Source organism: Bacillus sp. SLBN-46 (genome assembly GCF_031453555.1).
Classification (GTDB): domain Bacteria; phylum Bacillota; class Bacilli; order Bacillales; family Cytobacillaceae; genus Neobacillus.
In genome coordinates this window covers 4,623,222-4,640,727 of record NZ_JAVIZM010000001.1, presented here as the reverse complement: position 1 = coordinate 4,640,727, position 17,506 = coordinate 4,623,222, and the positions used below count along the sequence as shown (strand labels likewise).

Genomic DNA, 17,506 nt, shown 5'->3' with positions numbered 1-17,506 from the left:
AGAATATTGAATAATTTTAAAGTAATTGATTAATATTTTTCATAAGGAGTAGTGGGTATGGAGTTTCAGTGGCTTAATACATTTGTTACTGCAGCAGATTGTGGGAATTTCAGAAGAACAGCAGAATTATTATTCATTTCACAGCCTTCTGTAACGGTTCATATAAAACAGCTGGAAAAAGAGCTGGGTATTCTTTTATTTCATCGAGAGGGAAGAAAAATTAAACTGACTGAGGAAGGAAAACGATATTTGATTCACGCGAAGAAATTGCTGGAGGTTTATCAACAGGGGCTCGAGGATTTGAATACCTTTAGTCAAGGATACACAAGGAAGTTAACACTTGGTATATCCCCTCTAATCGCTGATACGATTTTACCTTACGTATTAAAAAGCTATACAAAGCAGTATCCGGAAGTGGAGATTTCTGTCAAAATTATTGAATCTGTTGAAATTGAACAGGCTGTCTTAAGGGAAGAAGTAGATTTGGGGCTGTCTTGTTTGAACAGTACAAATCAGAGTTTGATTTGTAAGCTTTTAGCTAAAGATAACGTAATATTAGTTGCCCCACACGATGGGAGAGATTCAGAATCAGCACCTCCCTTAGATGAAGAAGAAGTGTTAACAACCAATTATCTGTTAACTCACAATCATCCAGGTTATTGGGATCTTCTTTCAAGAGTGGTAAAAAGTAAGTATCCAAGTGTCCGAATGATGAAGGTGTCACAGGTGCACATTACCAAAAGGTTTATTATTGAGGGGTTAGGAGTATCCTTCCTGCCAACCTCTACTGTGAGAAGAGAGTTATTAGAAGGCAGATTGATTGAAGTACATTGTGAGTCTATCAATTTGCCTGAAGCTAACACCCACGCGATTATGAAATATGAACATTCAAAACAAATAGAGTTTCTCAAGTTTATTTCCAACTTTAGATGGTAGTGATACAATATTTTAAAAAAACATCGAGGTAATACATAAATGAGACTTTTAACTTTAAATTGCCATTCATGGCATGAGGAAAATCAAATAGAAAAGATAAAATACTTGGCACAAACCATTAAGGAAAAATCATATGATGTCATTGCATTGCAAGAGGTAAGTCAAGCACTTGAAGCAGAGTATGTGGACGGGAAAGTTAAGAAAAACAATTATGTATATGTTTTGTTACAAGAGTTAGAAAAGCTGGGTGTAGCTGAATATTTCTTAGTGTGGGATGTATCCCACTATATTACAAATGGCACCTATGAGGAAGGCGTTGCCATTCTAACGAAGCACCCAATCGTTGAGGAACACTCATTCTTCGTTTCTGACAGTGTAGATTACGCTACTAACTGGAAAACACGTAGAATTGTCGGAGCAACCATTTCCTACAATAACAAATTACTAACCTTTTATTCCTGTCATATGGGGTGGTGGCACGATGAAGAGGAACCTTTTAAGGGGCAAGCGGACAAGCTGCTGCAGCATATAAATTTGGATCAAACCGTTTATCTCATGGGTGATTTTAACAACGATGCTTCTCTTAAGGGAGAGGGATATGAGTATTTGATCAACCATGGTCTTTATGATACTTACCAAATGACGGATGAAAAAGATGAAGGAATTACCGTGAAAGGGAAAATCTCAGGTTGGAGCAACAACAAGCAAGACCTAAGAATTGATTTAATTTTAACGAATAAGCCTGTTCAGGTAGACTATTCAAAGGTAATCTTTAATAATGTCAATCGAATGGTTGTTTCCGACCATTTTGGAGTAGAAGTTAACTTGTCTGAAGAATTTTAATCAAAACATATGAAAAAATAAAAAAGACTCCACTGTATCTAATCGATGCAAGAGGAGTCTTATTTTGTTACAGTTCCATCCAAAAATTATTCCTGCTGCCTATACGCACCGGGAGCTATGCTATACTTTTTTTGAAATACTCTATGAAAATAAGGGTAGGATCCGAAACCGCAATCCTCGGCAATTTGCTCAAGTGTCATCGTGGTGTATTTCATTCGCTCCATCGCAGCAGACAAACGGACTTCGAGGGCGTACTCAATCATTGTTTTTCCAACACTGCTTTTAAACAAATGAACTGAGCGAGAAACGCTAAGCCCAGCGTGCTTCGCCACTTCTTCTACTTTAAAGGAGGTTGTTGCATGCTCTTCAATAAAGCGCATCATACGTGTAACTGTAAAGGGCCTATTAAAGGAGGGAGCCGTTTCATTAACTGCCCGTTCTAAGGATAAACAAAGTGCTCTTAGTAGGTATTCAGAAAGCTCTTTATTTTCCTCAGATGAAGGCCGGCGTTCCTCCACACTTAAATGACGCCAGAGAGCCATTGTTTTTTCGTCCAAATCTATTTTAGAGATCGTAGGCTTTGCCGAACGTTCCCACCATACATCCACCCAGTCCCCTTTGCATGATAAATGGTAATCCGCGCTGCTTTGGCCGGCCTCAACTAATAACTCATAATAATCACCTGGTTGAATAATCAAAAGGTCACCCTTTTCAAGAGTCCTTCGTTTTCCTTTTACGACTACTTCACAGAAACCTTCCGTTTGTAGTCGAAAAAGGTATCCAGGAAATCCGGATTTATGCTGAGAATAATACCCTTGTGTATGGTAGGAATATCCGCAGAAATAGATCTTCAAGCTCATAGTTCCACTCCTTAAAAAAACAAATAGCAAAATAGTAGATGTTTTCATTATATCGTTTATGTTTATTTTAAGGTACATCATATATGATGGTATCAAATAAGTAATATAAATAGCTAGCAGAAATGAGGGATGAGATTGACAACAACTATACCAATTGCTGTCCAAATGTACACCTTAAGGGAAGAATCTGAAGTGGATTTTGTTGGTACTTTAAGGAAAGTGGCAGAGCTTGGATTCAACGGGGTGGAATTTGCTGGGTACGGTGGATTACCAGTACTAGAAGTAAAAAAGGTCTTGGATGAATTGGGGCTTCAAGCTGCAGCAAGCCATGTGCCGCTTGAGGACTTAGAATCGAATTTGGAACAAGTAATAGAAGACCAAAAACTACTAGGTAGCAAATATGTTGTCTGTCCTTACCTCCTACCCGAACGTCGGACAGAACAAGATTATCAAGCATTAATTCTTCTTTTAGAGCAAGCGGGTCAAAAATGTCGTCAAGAAGGCATTACTCTTTGCTATCATAATCACGATTTTGAATTAGAACGACTCTCTGACGGAAGGACAGCGTTAGAATCCATATTTGAAGATACTAATGCCGAAAACGTTAAGGCAGAACTAGATGTTTATTGGCTGACCAAAGCTGGTGAAAAGCCAGTGGAGTGGATGAACCGATACAGAAATCGTACACCGCTCATCCATTTAAAAGATATGACAACAGATGAGGAACAATATTTTGCTGAACTTGGAACAGGTGGCGTTGATATTGAAAGCGTACTCAATTTAGGAGTGGACGCTGGTGTAGACTGGTGGATCGTGGAGCAGGATTTCAGCCGCCGGACCCCATTTGAAAGTATTGAAATAAGTATTAATTTCTTAAAAGAGAAGCTGACGTCTAAATAATAAATTTTTATAAAAGTAAAAAGGAGTCGTTATAGATGTTAAACGTAACAGTATGGAATGAAAACCGACATGAACAGAAAAACCCTGTGGTTAGAGATATTTACCCAAATGGAATTCACGGGGCCATTGCAGCATTTCTTGAAGCGGAAGGTTTCGACACTAGAACCGCTACATTAGATGAACCTGAGCATGGCTTAACAGATGAAGTATTGGCAAATACAGATGTGTTAGTTTGGTGGGGGCATCTCGCACATGGTGAAGTAAAAGATGAAATTGTGCAAAAGGTCCAACAGCGTGTCCTTGATGGCATGGGGCTCATTGTTCTTCACTCTGGCCATTTTTCAAAAATCTTTAAAACATTAATGGGAACAAGCTGCGATTTGAAATGGCGGGAAGCAGATGAAAAGGAACGCCTCTGGGTTGTTAGCCCAAGTCATCCTATTACAGAAGGAATCTCGGAATATATTGAACTAGAAAAAGAAGAAATGTACGGAGAGCACTTTGATATCCCGCAGCCAGATGAGCTGATTTTTACCAGTTGGTTTGAAGGTGGAGAAGTATTCCGCAGCGGCTGTACGTATAAGCGCGGTAACGGTAAGGTTTTCTACTTCCGCCCAGGACATGAAACCTATCCGACTTATCATAACAAAGAAATTCAGCGTGTCATTAGTAACGCGGTTAAATGGGCTAATCCAGTGAAACGCGAACGTCCAGTTTACGGAAACGCCAAACCATTAGAAGTGATTAAAGGAGGAAAATAATCATGGGAAAATTACGCGTAGCTGTCATAGGATGCGGCAGTATTGCCCAGCATCGTCATTTACCTGAATATAAAGCAAATAAACATGTAGAACTTGTTGCGGTTTGTGATATCAATGAAGAGCGTGCGAAAGAAGTGGCGGAGAAATTTGGAGCTAAAGCCTATACAAGTTATGAAGAGCTATTGAATGCTGGCGGAGTAGACGCGGTTAGTGTTTGTACACCAAACTACCTTCATGCGCCAATCTCCATTGCTGCTTTACAGGCCGGGGTTCATGTCCTCTGTGAAAAACCAATGGCTACTTCAAAACAAGAAGCAGAAGCTATGATTGCAGCTGCCAAGGAATGTGGCAAAAAGCTGATGATTGCTCATAATCAACGCTTTGTACCGTCTCATCAAAAAGCACGTAAGCTCATTGAAAGTGGAGAAATCGGGAAAATTTATAGTTTTCGTACAGCATTTGGACACGGTGGTCCAGAAGGCTGGAGTGTGGATGGAAAAGAAAGCTGGTTTTTCCAAAAGGAAAAAGCATTTGTTGGAGCGATGGGCGATCTAGGTGTCCACAAAACAGATTTACTGCGTTATCTACTTGGGGAAGAGATTGTTGAAGTGGGTTCTTTCGTAGAAACAAGTGCGAAGGAATTTGCGGATGTGGATGACAATGCGGTTTGTATTTTAAAAACGGAAAGTGGAATCATTGGAACGCTTGCTGCCAGTTGGGCCTATGTAAGCAAAGAAGATAATTCGACGATTATTTATGGTGAAAAAGCGATTCTTCGTTTAGAGGATGACCCGGTTAACTCGCTAGTTTTTCAATATAAGAATGGTGAGGTGGTCAATTACCAGTTGGGTAGGATCCAGTCAAATGAAGATGGCGGTCAAAACAATTCGCGTGTAATTGATCTATTTGTTAATGCTGTTGTGACCAATCAAGAGCCTCCTGTACCCGGTGAGGAAGGCATGAAGTCTTTAAATGTCATTTTGGCTGCGCTCGAATCAAATGAAACAAAACAGATTGTAAGAGTGAGAGAACGATGAAAAAACTACGAATTGGCATTATAGGGGTTGGCGGTATAGCGCAGGGCCGTCATATCCCTGCTTTTTTACAGCTTAGTGACGTATGTAAAATAACAGCTCTCAGTGATGTGAATGTGGACCGTGCCAAAGAAACCGCTGAAAAACATCAGATTCCACACGTGTTTGAGAACTATCAGGACCTTTTTTCAGAAGTAGATGCCGTTTGTATTTGTACACCAAATAAATTTCATGCGGAGATTTCCATTGCTGCATTCGAAGCAGGTGTTCATGTTCTCTGTGAAAAGCCGATGGCACTAAGTGCGGAGGAATGTGAAGCAATGATTGCTGCTTCAAAAAAAGCGGATAAGGTTCTAGCGATCGCTTATCATTATCGTTTCATGAAGGAAGCACAGGCAGCAAAGAAGGCCATGCTAGAGGTAGGAACACCACTTGTAGTCAGAGTTCAGGCTTTAAGACGCAGGAAAGTGCCGGGCTGGGGTGTGTTTACGAATAAAGATCTTCAAGGAGGCGGAAGTCTGATTGACTATGGCTGTCACCTTCTCGATCTCGCTTTATGGCTAATGGGAAATCCCAAACAAACGATGGTGTCAGGCACCACCTATAACACGTTAAGTAAAATGCCGAATCAAGTGAACCAATGGGGCGAGTTTGATCATGAAACGTTTAATGTCGATGATCATGTCACAGCGTATGCTCAGTTTGAAAATGGTGCTACGATGCTGTTTGAAACTTCGTGGGCGGCAAATATCAAGGACGACAAGGAACATCTGAGCATTTCTGGAGTGGATGGCGGTTTAAGTGTGTTCCCATTTGAGCTTTATACCACTAAAAATGGCATGCTGCTAAATAGCCAAGCCGCTTGGATTCCAGGTGAAGAGAATCCTGGACTGCCACAGGCAAAAAACTTTATCCAAGCATGTCTGGGTTTGGAAGAATTGGTTGTAAAGCCAGAGGAGGCTCTTCAAGTTTCTCAAATTATTGATCGAATCTATGAAAGTAATGAATCTTTTAGAGAGGGGATTTCCCGATGAAACTAGGTGTATTTACCGTATTATTTGCTGAAAAATCGTTCGAGGATATGCTCGATACCGTAAAAAAGGCAGGCCTTCATGCCGTTGAAATCGGCACTGGTTGTTACCCAGGGAACAGCCATTGCGATTTAGATGCGTTATTGGAAAGTGAAGAAGCACGGAAGGCATATATCGGAAAAGTCGAAGAGCGAGGGCTAACGATCAGTGCCTTTAGCTGTCACGGAAATCCTATCTCTCCTGAGAAAGAATTCGCAAAGCAGTCACATGAGACACTTTTAAAAACGATTAGACTTGCGTCCTTGTTAGGAGTTCCGGTGGTAAACTGTTTCTCTGGTACTGCAGGTGACCATGATGGCGCCAAATACCCTAACTGGCCGGTGACTCCTTGGCCTAACGAATATGGAGACGTGTTAAAGTGGCAATGGGAAGAAAAGCTGATTCCATACTGGAAGGAAGTAGGCCAGTATGCGAAGGAGCATCAGGTGAAAATTGGCCTTGAGCTACATGGCGGCTTTTTAGTCCATACACCTTATACACTATTGAAGTTGCGTGAAGAAACCTGCGATGCGATTGGAGCCAACTTGGATCCAAGTCATTTATGGTGGCAGGGAATCGATCCTGTGGCTGCGATTAAAATTTTAGCAAAAGAAAATGCCATCCATCATTTCCATGCGAAAGATACGTATATTGACCAAGAAAATGTAAATATGTATGGTTTAACAGATATGCAGCCATACGGGGAAGTGCGTTCACGTGCGTGGACCTTCCGTTCAGTGGGCTGCGGCCACAGTTTGAAAGAATGGTCTGACATGATGAGTGCACTCCGCACCTATGGCTACGATTATGTGGTCAGCATCGAACATGAGGATCCTATCATGTCGATTGAAGAAGGATTTAAGCGAGCAGTTGTGAATTTAAAATCTGTTCTAATTGAAGAGCCTGTGTCGCAAATGTGGTGGGTGTAAATATGCAGGGGTTTATACCTGTATTCGGATATGTAGCGGCTGTTTTAACCACTCTATCCTTCCTGCCGCAGGCGATTAAAACCATCAAGGAGAAAAATACTGAGGGAATTTCACTTGTCATGTACAGCTTGTTTACTATTGGGGTGCTTTTATGGCTTATGTATGGCTTGTTGTTGAAGGATATTCCCATCATAGCGGCAAACGGGATCACATTTATCCTATCGGCAACCATACTAACTTTGAAAGTAAAGTATAGTGCAAGAGAAGTTGCGAAATAAATAGAGAATCTGAGATAGGTGGTTCAAGTAGGGGCTTCTACGAGCCCGAAATAGTCATGAGTCAGAGGGAATGGTCGCGTAGGAACTATCTACGCGACCGAAATGGCCATGGTGAAGAGGAATCGGTCGCAAAGGGCTGTCTAGGGTATTCTTCATTATGACGATCTGGATTCCTTGTTTGGCTATAGCTGGTTTAATTAAACTTCTTACAAGAACATTTATCCCAGCACGTAAGAAATAATATCTTTATTCGTACTATACAGTGAGCCCTGCATAAATTACCTACCTATTTTTTCACAGATAAGTATCTCTCGTTAATAATCTTTTTGTGATGGATGGCGTGACCTGCAATTATGTAGCCGATGGCGCGGGTAGTCACTTCCGTATTGTTGGCGTTGCCTTTGTTGCCCCAGGCCTCAGCAGGCATGTTTTTAATTAAAGTAATCGTAGCCTTGCGTGTTGCTATAAAATCCTCAAGTATATCTTTCATTGATTGCTTGTTAATTTGTGAGCCTTCTACAAACTCATTTTCATTAAACCCAGCTAAGGCCGTTTGGTCACCACGGCCAATACGAAGCAGGCGATAACTCATAATTCTTTCGGTATCTGTCATATGACCGAGAACTTCTTTGATACTCCATTTAGTTGGGGCATAACGAAAATGTCCCTCTTCATTCGAAATTCCGTCAAAAAGTTCAATCGTACTTTTTAGATCCTCACTTAAAATCGCTAATAGGTCTCCTTCGGGAACCAGGTTCACATACGGTACATAATATTCAGGATACTCACTAGTTAAAGGACGTTGTAACATTTTTACCTCTCCCTCCAAATTGAAATCATCTATTACTACTTTATTCTTTTTTACAAAGAAATACCAAATAAAATGTCTGATAAAAACCAAAAGAGTCACTGCCTCGGCAGCAACTCTTTTTTTGTTTAGACGATTTTATCAAAACGAACACGTTGGTTTATTACATACAGTACCGGCATACCAATAGCCATGACCACAAACTCACCAACTGCGGTAGTTAACCAGGTGAACATGAATGGTAAATTAAATGCCAAGTGAAGTTCAAGAGCAATGAAGAACATGGTCAACGTGAAGACGAGTGTATTCACAATCATACGTGCCCATAAGCCTTTGATATATTTTGCAGAAGCAATCGTGATTAACAAGGCAATCACAGATTGGCCGACACCAAAAATAAGATCATAGGCCTTCATTGGTGAAAAAAATAAATTGGTTAAAAATACACCAAGAACAATTCCATAGATATATTTTTTGTTAAAAACAACTAGATGATTGAACATCTCGGATACGCGAAACTGAACTTGGGTAAACCCAAACGGCTGGATTAAAGCAGAGACTGCAATGTACAATGCTGCTACAATACCGTTTACGACAATTGTATTAACTTTCATATATAATTAGCTCCTTAGTTTTTTTGTGTGGGAGGTTCGCGAACCACATAACTTACAGGCAAATTAATATATTAATATAAATAGAAATACTCGTCAATTCCACGTGAAGTCCAAGGCTACTCTGTACATAAATTTAAAGGCCCCTTTTTTGTGCCACGCTATTCAAAAATAATTACAGGAAATTTTTACATAAATAATATAAATCCGTGCATGATAAAAAGAAAAAAAGGAATGGCGTATTATTATGAAACAAAATAAAATGTTTTTACTTGCAATGATGCTAATACCCTGGTTATCACTGCCACTCCTAGGAAAGCGGTCCTTCAAGAGATTTTACCCGGGTGCTTTGTTTATCTTCGTTTGGGTCATTTTTGAGAGTTATTTTTCGAAAAAGCGGCTATGGTGGAGATTTTATGAAAAACTCATACCAAAAACAATGGGCGAACTTCCCTTTATGATAGGGCCATTTTTTGTGGGATCATTATGGATATTAAAATTCACATTCGGAAACTTTTTCCGATACTTACTATTGAACCTTATTCTTGACACCCTTTTTGCCTTTCCGGGGATGATTGCGTTAAGAAGAATGGGGATTGTTTCACTTGTGAGTATGAAGCACTATCAAATGGGGCTTTTATTTTTCATTAAATCAGTCATTATGTATGGATTCCAAAGTATGATTGAAAAAATGAGAAAAAAACCAAAATCGCTTATTCAGAAAATATTCACTAAATAGTAACAATAAAAATTAAAAAGCCGACTTAAAAAGCTATCGCCTTTTGAGCTGGCTTTTTTGCAGTACGCAAATAAACGGTTATCTATCGCAAATAAAAGCCTAATTTTCGCAAATAAACCTCGTGTTATCGCAAATAAACTCATCAAAACCGCAAATAAAAAATGATAAAATAATAGAATAAATGTTTTTCTACAGTACGAGGCCCTAAAATATCAGAAAAATAAAGGGGGAAAACATCATTCTGCACCATTTAGAGATCTATGTTTCGAATCTAGCAAAAACAACCGAATTTTGGGGATGGTTTTTAAAAGAATTAGGATATGAACCATATCAAAAGTGGGATTTAGGTATTAGTTGGAAGCAAAAGGACACCTATCTCGTATTTGTCCAAGTAGAAGAGCGGTTTATGGATATTCCTTACCACCGTTCAAGGGTTGGTTTAAATCATCTAGCATTTCATGCAGAATCCAAAGAGCAGGTAGACTGGATGACAGATCAATTGAAGGAAAAAGGTATACCTATTTTGTATCAGGACCGACACCCGTTTGCTGGGGGAGATTCACATTATGCGGTATTCTTTGAAGATCCTGATCGAATAAAAGCGGAATTAGTTGCGCCAAAAGTTGACAAAGACTCTTCTGGAAATTGATGTAATTTTATCTATTCCGTGATGTAAATCACAAAACACCATTCAAGGAAGCTTTATAATTATTTGAAACAGGGGAAAAATAAAGGATGGATGGTGAAGGAATTGGAATCTAATTTTAAATCTCTATATAGTGAAATTGGTGGACAAGAGACCATTGACAAGCTAGTTGATGCCTTTTATCCGCGTGTATATGCTGATTCGGAATTAAGACCTTTATTTGAAGGGGAAATGGAAGAAATCAAGCGGAAGCAGAGAATGTTTCTTCCACAATTTTTGGGAGGTCCTGCTCTATACAGCCAAGAATTTGGACCGCCTGCCATGAGAGCACGGCACTTACCATTTGAAGTAACCCCAAGAAGAGCAGCCTGCTGGCTACGCTGTATGAGAGAAGCCTTTCAGGAAATTGGACTCGATCAAAACCCAGCAGGACTAGCCTTTTATGATCGTTTAACGCAGGTTGCTGGCATAATGGTAAACAGTCCTGACCGCGACTAATTAATTTGCGAATTAACAAAAATCCTTACCTGTACTTAACCAGGGTGAGGATTTTTTATATCCAATAAAATTAACCCCTTTCATTTTTTATGGTATAGTGTGGTTGTTTATAGTGAGGAGGATTCCAATTGAAAACAAATGACCAATGGTGGAAGAAAAGCGTTGTTTATCAAATATACCCAAGAAGCTTTATGGATTCGAATGGAGATGGAATCGGCGACATCCAAGGGATTATTCAAAAACTGGATTACTTGAAATTGCTTGGTGTGGATGTCATCTGGTTAAGCCCTGTGTACGATTCACCGAATGATGATAATGGCTATGATATCCGTGATTATCAAAAAATCATGGAAGAGTTCGGCACCATGGCCGATTTTGACCAGATGCTTGAAGAAGTACATAAACGTGACATGAAATTAGTCATTGACCTCGTTGTTAATCACACCTCGGATGAGCATGAATGGTTTGTTCAATCGAAACAATCGAAAGACAATCCATACCGCGACTATTATATCTGGCGTGAGGGTAAAGAAGGGAAAGAGCCGAACAATTGGGGATCATTTTTCAGCGGTCCTGCATGGGATTATGACGAAGTCACCAAGGAATATTACTTGCATTTATTTGCGAAAAAACAACCAGATTTGAACTGGGAACATCCAGCTTTACGTGAAGAAGTTTACCGCATGATGAGATTTTGGCTTGATAAAGGAATCGATGGCTTCCGAATGGACGTAATCAATATGATTTCAAAACAGCCAGGCTTACCTGATGGTGTGCAAGGGGAAGGTCAATTATATGGTGATGGCAGCCCCTTTTACATGAATGGCCCTAGAATTCATGAATTTCTAAAGGAAATGAATCAGGAAGTTTTAGCGCATTATCCGATTATGACGGTGGGGGAAATGCCTGGAACCACACCAGAAGATGCGATTCTTTATACTAATCCTGAACGAAATGAAGTTAATATGATCTTTACTTTTGAGCATATGGATTTAGATAGTGCCCCTGGTGGTAAGTGGAACTTAAAACCGCTCAATCTCGTGGACTTAAAGGAAAACTTAGCAAAGTGGCAAGTGGGACTTCACAACAAAGGATGGAACAGTCTCTATTGGAATAACCATGACCAGCCAAGGATTGTTTCCCGTTTTGGTAATGACCAGGAATACCGCGTGGAATCAGCCAAAATGTTAGCGGCCTGTCTTCATTTTATGCAGGGGACCCCATATATTTATCAAGGGGAAGAAATCGGCATGACCAACGTGAAGTTCGACTCTTTAGAGGATTATCGTGATATTGAAACACTTAATATGTACAAGGAGCGTTCAGCATTAGGCTATACTCATGAAGAAATCATGACGTCCATATACGCAAAGGGAAGAGACAATGCAAGAACACCTGTACAATGGGATGCATCAGAGCATGGAGGGTTTACAACAGGAACTCCATGGATTCAGGCCAATCCAAGGTACAAAGAAATCAATGTGAAAAGTACGTTAGAAGATCCACAGTCTATTTTCTATTTTTATCAAAAGCTCATTTCTCTTCGTAAAGAAATGAATATTATCGTTGAAGGTGATTTCCAATTGTTACTAAAAAATCACCCATCGATCTTTGCTTATGAAAGAAACTGGAAGGAAGAACGCCTCTTAGTTTTATGTAATTTTAGCGGGGAAGAGGTAGAGATTAACGAAGAAAAGCTAGTTAATAGCATAACAAATTCCCAAATGCTTCTCTCCAACTATGAAGCGGGAACATCAGCTACACTTCGTCCATATGAGGTAAGAGTTTTAACAAAATAAAGGGACAGTCCCCCGCTGCTTTAAAGCGGCGGGGGACTGTCCCCAAAAAAAATAAAAAAATGATTGCGCATACATTTTAAAAGTGCTACTATGAATCTATCGATTAGTGCAAACGTTTTCGCTAACGATACATAAAAAGTATAGGGGGTATTAGTAGATATTAACTGTAAAGTAAGTAGATTTTTTATTGAGGAATAACGATTTTTTACAGTTTTTCTGCTATTTTGTGCAAACGTTTTCTTAGATAACAAGGTTTTACTCCATTTCGATTGCTATTTTAGACACTTAAACCAACATACTAAAATAGTTTTTTATTTAAAAGTAAGTGCAAACGATTGCACTCTTTAACGATTACTAGTATGATATCTACTATATTTAAGTAGTCTAGAATAAAACATTCGAAATAGAACAAAATACATTCATCTATGTTTTCTTACTTTGCACAAAAACAACACGCTTTACAAAATTTTTCAGTATGGGGGTAAATCATGAATAAGAAAAAATTATTTTCTGGAATTGGAGCTGGGCTTCTTTCATTAAGTCTCCTTTTAACAGGCTGTGGTAACGCTGATAAAGGTGGCGGAGCTAAAGAAGAGTCAAAAGGTGGAAATGTAACACTTGATGTATTCCAATTCAAAGTAGAATTCAAAAAGCAATTTGAAGATGCTGCAAAGAAATATGAAGCAGCGCACAAAGGTGTAAATATCAACATCACAACTGTTGGTGGCGGTGAAGATTACGGTGCGGCTTTAAAATCTAAGTTTGCATCAGGTAAAGAGCCAGCAATCTACAACATCGGTGGACCACAAGACGTGGAAGATTGGCAAAAGAAATTAGCTGACCTTTCTGATACAGAAGCTTCTAAAAAGGCATTAAAAGGAACACTTGATGGTGTAACTAAAGATGGTAAAGTTTTAGGTTTACCATACAACCAAGAAGGTTACGGTTTCATCTATAATAAAGCTGTATTCGAAAAAGCTGGCATTGATCCAAAATCAATCAAGAGCTATGCAGACCTTGAAAATGCAGTTAAAACTTTAGATTCAAAGAAGAAAGATCTTGGTCTTAAAGCAGTATTTGCCCTTCCTGGTAAAGAAACTTGGGTAACAGGCCTACACTTATCCAATGCTTTCATTGCTCCTGAATTTGATAACAACGTTCTAAATGCATTCAGTGCAAAGAAAGTTGACTTCAAATATGGTGATGCGTTCAAGAAGGTCCTTGATCTTCAAAACAACTACTCTGTTCAACCAACTGTAAGCCTTGACTATGCTCAACAAGTTGAAGAATTATTCTCACTTCAAAAAGTAGCGATGATTCAACAAGGTAACTGGGCATATGGTTCAATCGCTGGTATCGACAAAGATTTCGCTGATAAGAGCATTGGTTTATTACCAATCCCTGTTGAAGGTTATAAAGAAGATGCCATTCCAGTTGGTATCCCAATGTACTGGGGCGTAAACAGCAACAAAGACAAAGCTACACAAGCTGAAGCTAAGAAATTCTTAGACTGGTTATATACTTCTGACGAAGGTAAAGAAATCGTTATCAACGACTTCAAATTTATCCCTGCTTATGATGGCTTTGATGCATCAAAAATCAGTGATCCACTTTCAAAAGAAATTTATCAATATGCTCAAGATGGCAAGACAATCGGCTGGACATTCATGGGCTACCCAACTGGCTGGGGACAAGATCAACTTGGTGTTCAAATCCAAAAATATTTGAGCAAAGAAGCTAAGTGGGAAGATGTAATAAAAACTACAAAAGAAGCTTGGGAAAAATCAAGAAATAAATAATCCCTTATGAACAAAGATAATGGGTCCTACTTGATAAAAGCAGGACCCATTATAAATTAGCAGAGAGAGGCAAGCGGCTAGTTCATAAGGGGCACTTAAGTGGTTAGGCTTTTATTATGAATCAGCCCCTTTTCTTTCAATCATTACTAACTTAGAAAAAATACAAAACACATTGGAGGTCTTTTTACCATGATGCGTACGCGGGAATTATCATATTGGTTATTTTTAGCCCCAGTTCTATTAGCATTATCTATGGTTGTTATCATTCCATTGCTCTTTGGAGTCTACTATTCATTTACAGACTGGAATGGTATTGAAGTGGGCGGCTTTATAGGCTTCGAGAATTATATTAATGTCTTTAAAGACAAGGAATTCTTAGATTCATTATGGTTTACAGTAAAGTTTACTGTCGTTTCCATTATTTTAATTAACTTCTTTGGTTTAGCCTTAGCACTTATCGTGACATCAAAAATTAAAACAAGTAAGTTCCTACGTACAATCTTCTTCATGCCAAACCTAATTGGTGGTTTGATTCTAGGCTTTATCTGGCAGTTTATTTTTATTAAGGTATTTGCCGGTGTTGGAGAATTGTTTGGAATCGAAAACTTACAAGGATGGCTTTCTACTACAAACACTGGTTTTTGGGGCTTAGTGATCCTAATGAGCTGGCAGATGGCCGGATACATCATGGTAATCTATATTTCTTACTTAGAAGGTGTACCAACAGAGCTGATTGAAGCTGCTGAAATAGATGGCGCTAGTTCATTCCAGCGTCTACGATTTATCGTATTCCCATTAGTTGCTCCTGCGTTTACAGTTAGTTTGTTCTTAACATTATCGAATACTTTCAAGCTTTACGACCAAAACTTATCATTAACAGGCGGTGGGCCTTACAATTCCACGCAAATGGTCGCAATGGAGATATTTAAAACGGCATTTGGTGAAAGTGAAATGGCTTATGCTCAGGCAAAAGCAGTTATCTTCTTTATCATCGTTGCTGCTATTTCCTTAACACAAGTGTACATCAACAAGAAAAGGGAGGTAGAAATGTAATGGGAAGAAAATATAAATTGCCGCTCGAAATCCTTGGTTTGTTATTAGGTCTGTTATGGCTTTCTCCTTTTTACTTAATGATTGTCAACTCCTTTAAAACAAAGAGGGAGATCTTCTCAGACACATTAAAATTACCAGAAGTATTTACTTTTGATAACTATGTTGAAGCATTTAATGAACTTACCTTCTTAAAAACATTTATGAATTCACTGATTATTACGGTAGTTAGTGTAGGTATCATCATTATTTTCTCGTCTATGGCTGCCTACGCTCTTTCAAGAAATAAAAGCAAAATAAGTACCATTATATTCTTCATGTTTGTTGCAGCGATGTTAATTCCGTTCCAATCCGTTATGATTCCATTAGTGACGATCTTCGGAAAAATAGAACTGCTTAATCGTTCCGGAATTATCTTTATGTATTTAGGCTTTGGTGCGAGTCTTTCCATCTTCCTGTACCATGGTACATTGAGCGGGATCCCAAAATCCTTGGATGAAGCTGCAACCATTGATGGGGCTAATCGTTTCCAAATTTTTTGGCACATTATTTTCCCTATGTTAAAGCCAATTACTGTTACAGTTGCCATATTGAATACCATTTGGATTTGGAATGACTACTTACTTCCATCTCTTGTTATTAACCAAGAAGGAATGGAAACTATTCCATTGAAAATGTTCTTCTTCTTCGGTGAGTATACAAAGCAATGGCACTTAGCACTTGCTGGATTAACGATTGCCATTATTCCAGTAATTATTGCGTACTTCTTTGCACAAAGGGAAATTATTAAAGGTATTTCTGAGGGTGCGGTAAAATAATTTCAACCTTATAATATAGTAGAAAAACGAGCAATTTATTGGTATTAGGGGGAAGTAATGGTGGTTACAATTAAGGATGTGGCAAGGGAAGCAAATGTGGCGCCTTCGACGGTTTCAAGGGTCATTGCTAATAACCCTCGAATAAGTGAACAAACAAAGAGACGTGTGAAAGAAGTGATGGAACAATTAGGGTACTATCCTAATTTGCAAGCACGTAGCTTGGTTGCAAAAAGCACTCAAACCATTGGAGTGATCATGCCGAATTCAGCCTACCATGCCTTTCGAAACCCATTCTTCCCTGAAGTATTAAGAGGAATCAGTATGCATGCTCATGAAAGTAAATACGGTATTTATCTTTCAACTGGGTCAACCGAGGAAGAAATTCACGAGGAAGTCTTGTCCATGGTTAATGGCAGACGTGTCGATGGAATCCTTCTGTTATACTCACGTGTCAATGACCGGACCATGAACTACCTGGAGGAAATCGGCTTTCCTTTTGCTGTAGTGGGTCGTCCAAGCGTGAATGAAGAGAGAATTACGTATGTTGATAATGACAATATTTTTATAAGCAAACAGGTAACCAACTACTTAATTGAACACGGTCATACGAATATTGCTTACGTTGGAATAAATCCAGATTTTGTGGTTACTATTGACCGGATTAATGGATATAAGTTGGCTCTTAAGGAAGCTGGACTTACAGTAAATGAGGCTTATCTCGTTAATGAAGAGTTAGTCAATGAACAAGGGATTGATGCCATTTGTTCTTTGATGAAGCTTGATGCCCCTCCTACAGCATTGGTAACTCAGGATGATTTAATGGCCTATGAAATCATCAGTCATTTAGAAAAATTAAACATCAGAGTGCCTGAAGATATTTCAATTGTTGGCTTTAACAATCTCTCGCTTTCTGAACATTCAAAGCCTCCACTAACTTCTGTGGATATTGGCACATTTCAATTAGGTCATCTGGCTACAGAATGTTTAATAGAGAAAATCGAGAATCCTGAAACGTTGCCAAAGAGAATCACGATTCCAACAAAGCTAATTGAACGTAAGTCGTGCGCGGTGAAAAAATAGCTTTGGATTGAATGTGAAATGATAAACATAAAAAGAGTCAGTGAGGA

19 protein-coding genes and 1 riboswitch are annotated in these 17,506 nt (G+C 39.0%); of the genes, 16 read left to right on the top strand and 3 right to left on the bottom strand.

Annotated elements, in window-relative coordinates:
• The first annotated feature begins 57 nt into the window (after positions 1-57).
• Together QFZ87_RS23600 and QFZ87_RS23595 are read left to right on the top strand one after the other, a co-directional pair.
• Entirely contained in the window at positions 58-936 is an 879-nt protein-coding gene (locus QFZ87_RS23600) for a LysR family transcriptional regulator (RefSeq protein ID WP_309867010.1), read from the top strand.
• A gap of 39 nt (positions 937-975) precedes the next feature.
• Positions 976-1,779 (top strand): endonuclease/exonuclease/phosphatase family protein, encoded by an 804-nt coding sequence (locus QFZ87_RS23595; protein WP_309867009.1) that lies wholly within the window; start codon positions 976-978, stop codon positions 1,777-1,779.
• 86 nt (positions 1,780-1,865) lie between these two features.
• Here the strand turns inward: QFZ87_RS23595 and QFZ87_RS23590 are convergent, their stop codons facing one another.
• Entirely contained in the window at positions 1,866-2,639 is a 774-nt protein-coding gene (locus QFZ87_RS23590) for an AraC family transcriptional regulator (RefSeq protein ID WP_309867006.1), read from the bottom strand.
• 165 nt (positions 2,640-2,804) lie between these two features.
• Between QFZ87_RS23590 and QFZ87_RS23585 the strand changes: the two genes are divergently transcribed.
• The 6 genes from QFZ87_RS23585 to QFZ87_RS23560 are packed head-to-tail and all read left to right on the top strand — an operon-like array spanning position 2,805 to position 7,611.
• Positions 2,805-3,539, top strand: a complete 735-nt coding sequence (locus QFZ87_RS23585; protein ID WP_309868081.1) for a sugar phosphate isomerase/epimerase family protein — start codon at positions 2,805-2,807, stop codon at positions 3,537-3,539.
• A gap of 35 nt (positions 3,540-3,574) precedes the next feature.
• On the top strand, positions 3,575-4,300 hold the full coding sequence (locus QFZ87_RS23580) for a ThuA domain-containing protein (protein ID WP_309867004.1): 726 nt from the start codon (positions 3,575-3,577) through the stop codon (positions 4,298-4,300).
• Between the two features lie 2 nt (positions 4,301-4,302).
• A complete protein-coding gene (locus tag QFZ87_RS23575) occupies positions 4,303-5,337 on the top strand; it encodes a Gfo/Idh/MocA family protein (protein ID WP_309867000.1) in 1,035 nt (344 codons plus the stop codon).
• Positions 5,334-6,368, top strand: coding sequence for a Gfo/Idh/MocA family protein (locus tag QFZ87_RS23570; RefSeq protein WP_309866997.1), 1,035 nt, complete (start codon positions 5,334-5,336; stop codon positions 6,366-6,368). Before QFZ87_RS23575 ends, QFZ87_RS23570 begins: the two co-directional genes overlap by 4 nt.
• Entirely contained in the window at positions 6,365-7,333 is a 969-nt protein-coding gene (locus QFZ87_RS23565; protein ID WP_309866994.1) for a sugar phosphate isomerase/epimerase family protein, read from the top strand. Before QFZ87_RS23570 ends, QFZ87_RS23565 begins: the two co-directional genes overlap by 4 nt.
• A gap of 2 nt (positions 7,334-7,335) precedes the next feature.
• A complete protein-coding gene (locus tag QFZ87_RS23560; protein WP_309866992.1) occupies positions 7,336-7,611 on the top strand; it encodes a SemiSWEET transporter in 276 nt (91 codons plus the stop codon).
• A 286-nt stretch (positions 7,612-7,897) separates the two neighbouring features.
• Here the strand turns inward: QFZ87_RS23560 and QFZ87_RS23555 are convergent, their stop codons facing one another.
• Together QFZ87_RS23555 and QFZ87_RS23550 are read right to left on the bottom strand one after the other, a co-directional pair.
• Positions 7,898-8,422, bottom strand: coding sequence for a DinB family protein (locus tag QFZ87_RS23555; protein ID WP_309866989.1), 525 nt, complete (start codon positions 8,420-8,422; stop codon positions 7,898-7,900).
• 125 nt (positions 8,423-8,547) lie between these two features.
• Positions 8,548-9,033 carry a QueT transporter family protein gene (locus QFZ87_RS23550; protein WP_309866987.1) on the bottom strand — a complete coding sequence of 162 codons (486 nt, stop codon included), beginning with the start codon at positions 9,031-9,033 and terminating at the stop codon, positions 8,548-8,550.
• A gap of 8 nt (positions 9,034-9,041) precedes the next feature.
• A riboswitch (PreQ1 riboswitch) is annotated at positions 9,042-9,086 on the bottom strand.
• Between the two features lie 191 nt (positions 9,087-9,277).
• Here QFZ87_RS23550 and QFZ87_RS23545 point away from each other — a divergent pair.
• From QFZ87_RS23545 to QFZ87_RS23510, 8 genes are all read left to right on the top strand, one after another.
• Complete coding sequence (locus tag QFZ87_RS23545) at positions 9,278-9,769, top strand: hypothetical protein (RefSeq protein WP_309866985.1); 492 nt, start codon at positions 9,278-9,280, stop codon at positions 9,767-9,769.
• Positions 9,770-10,007: 238 nt separating this feature from the next.
• The gene (locus tag QFZ87_RS23540) at positions 10,008-10,418 is read left to right on the top strand and encodes a VOC family protein (RefSeq protein ID WP_309868078.1); all 411 of its coding nucleotides are present in this window, start codon (positions 10,008-10,010) and stop codon (positions 10,416-10,418) included.
• A gap of 90 nt (positions 10,419-10,508) precedes the next feature.
• Complete coding sequence (locus tag QFZ87_RS23535; protein ID WP_309866983.1) at positions 10,509-10,913, top strand: globin domain-containing protein; 405 nt, start codon at positions 10,509-10,511, stop codon at positions 10,911-10,913.
• Positions 10,914-11,041: 128 nt separating this feature from the next.
• Entirely contained in the window at positions 11,042-12,712 is a 1,671-nt protein-coding gene (locus QFZ87_RS23530; protein WP_309866980.1) for a glycoside hydrolase family 13 protein, read from the top strand.
• 488 nt (positions 12,713-13,200) lie between these two features.
• Positions 13,201-14,511 carry an ABC transporter substrate-binding protein gene (locus tag QFZ87_RS23525; protein ID WP_309866978.1) on the top strand — a complete coding sequence of 437 codons (1,311 nt, stop codon included), beginning with the start codon at positions 13,201-13,203 and terminating at the stop codon, positions 14,509-14,511.
• 192 nt (positions 14,512-14,703) lie between these two features.
• A complete protein-coding gene (locus QFZ87_RS23520; RefSeq protein WP_309868075.1) occupies positions 14,704-15,564 on the top strand; it encodes a carbohydrate ABC transporter permease in 861 nt (286 codons plus the stop codon).
• Positions 15,564-16,379: a carbohydrate ABC transporter permease gene (locus tag QFZ87_RS23515; protein ID WP_308081028.1), complete on the top strand. Its 816-nt coding sequence runs from the start codon at positions 15,564-15,566 to the stop codon at positions 16,377-16,379. The genes QFZ87_RS23520 and QFZ87_RS23515 overlap by 1 nt, the downstream gene beginning before the upstream one ends.
• A gap of 57 nt (positions 16,380-16,436) precedes the next feature.
• On the top strand, positions 16,437-17,459 hold the full coding sequence (locus QFZ87_RS23510; RefSeq protein WP_309866973.1) for a LacI family DNA-binding transcriptional regulator: 1,023 nt from the start codon (positions 16,437-16,439) through the stop codon (positions 17,457-17,459).
• The last annotated feature ends 47 nt before the right edge of the window (positions 17,460-17,506 follow it).

Coding starts and splice junctions, on each gene's coding strand:
- QFZ87_RS23575 (WP_309867000.1), top strand. CDS start 4,303: ATGGGAAAATTACGCGTAGCTGTCATAGGATGCGGCAGTATTGCCCAG.
- QFZ87_RS23525 (WP_309866978.1), top strand. CDS start 13,201: ATGAATAAGAAAAAATTATTTTCTGGAATTGGAGCTGGGCTTCTTTCA.
- QFZ87_RS23550 (WP_309866987.1), bottom strand. CDS start 9,033: ATGAAAGTTAATACAATTGTCGTAAACGGTATTGTAGCAGCATTGTAC.
- QFZ87_RS23585 (WP_309868081.1), top strand. CDS start 2,805: ATGTACACCTTAAGGGAAGAATCTGAAGTGGATTTTGTTGGTACTTTA.
- QFZ87_RS23570 (WP_309866997.1), top strand. CDS start 5,334: ATGAAAAAACTACGAATTGGCATTATAGGGGTTGGCGGTATAGCGCAG.
- QFZ87_RS23565 (WP_309866994.1), top strand. CDS start 6,365: ATGAAACTAGGTGTATTTACCGTATTATTTGCTGAAAAATCGTTCGAG.
- QFZ87_RS23510 (WP_309866973.1), top strand. CDS start 16,437: ATGGTGGTTACAATTAAGGATGTGGCAAGGGAAGCAAATGTGGCGCCT.
- QFZ87_RS23560 (WP_309866992.1), top strand. CDS start 7,336: ATGCAGGGGTTTATACCTGTATTCGGATATGTAGCGGCTGTTTTAACC.
- QFZ87_RS23595 (WP_309867009.1), top strand. CDS start 976: ATGAGACTTTTAACTTTAAATTGCCATTCATGGCATGAGGAAAATCAA.
- QFZ87_RS23545 (WP_309866985.1), top strand. CDS start 9,278: ATGAAACAAAATAAAATGTTTTTACTTGCAATGATGCTAATACCCTGG.
- QFZ87_RS23535 (WP_309866983.1), top strand. CDS start 10,509: ATGGTGAAGGAATTGGAATCTAATTTTAAATCTCTATATAGTGAAATT.
- QFZ87_RS23580 (WP_309867004.1), top strand. CDS start 3,575: ATGTTAAACGTAACAGTATGGAATGAAAACCGACATGAACAGAAAAAC.
- QFZ87_RS23590 (WP_309867006.1), bottom strand. CDS start 2,639: ATGAGCTTGAAGATCTATTTCTGCGGATATTCCTACCATACACAAGGG.
- QFZ87_RS23600 (WP_309867010.1), top strand. CDS start 58: ATGGAGTTTCAGTGGCTTAATACATTTGTTACTGCAGCAGATTGTGGG.
- QFZ87_RS23555 (WP_309866989.1), bottom strand. CDS start 8,422: ATGTTACAACGTCCTTTAACTAGTGAGTATCCTGAATATTATGTACCG.
- QFZ87_RS23520 (WP_309868075.1), top strand. CDS start 14,704: ATGCGTACGCGGGAATTATCATATTGGTTATTTTTAGCCCCAGTTCTA.
- QFZ87_RS23515 (WP_308081028.1), top strand. CDS start 15,564: ATGGGAAGAAAATATAAATTGCCGCTCGAAATCCTTGGTTTGTTATTA.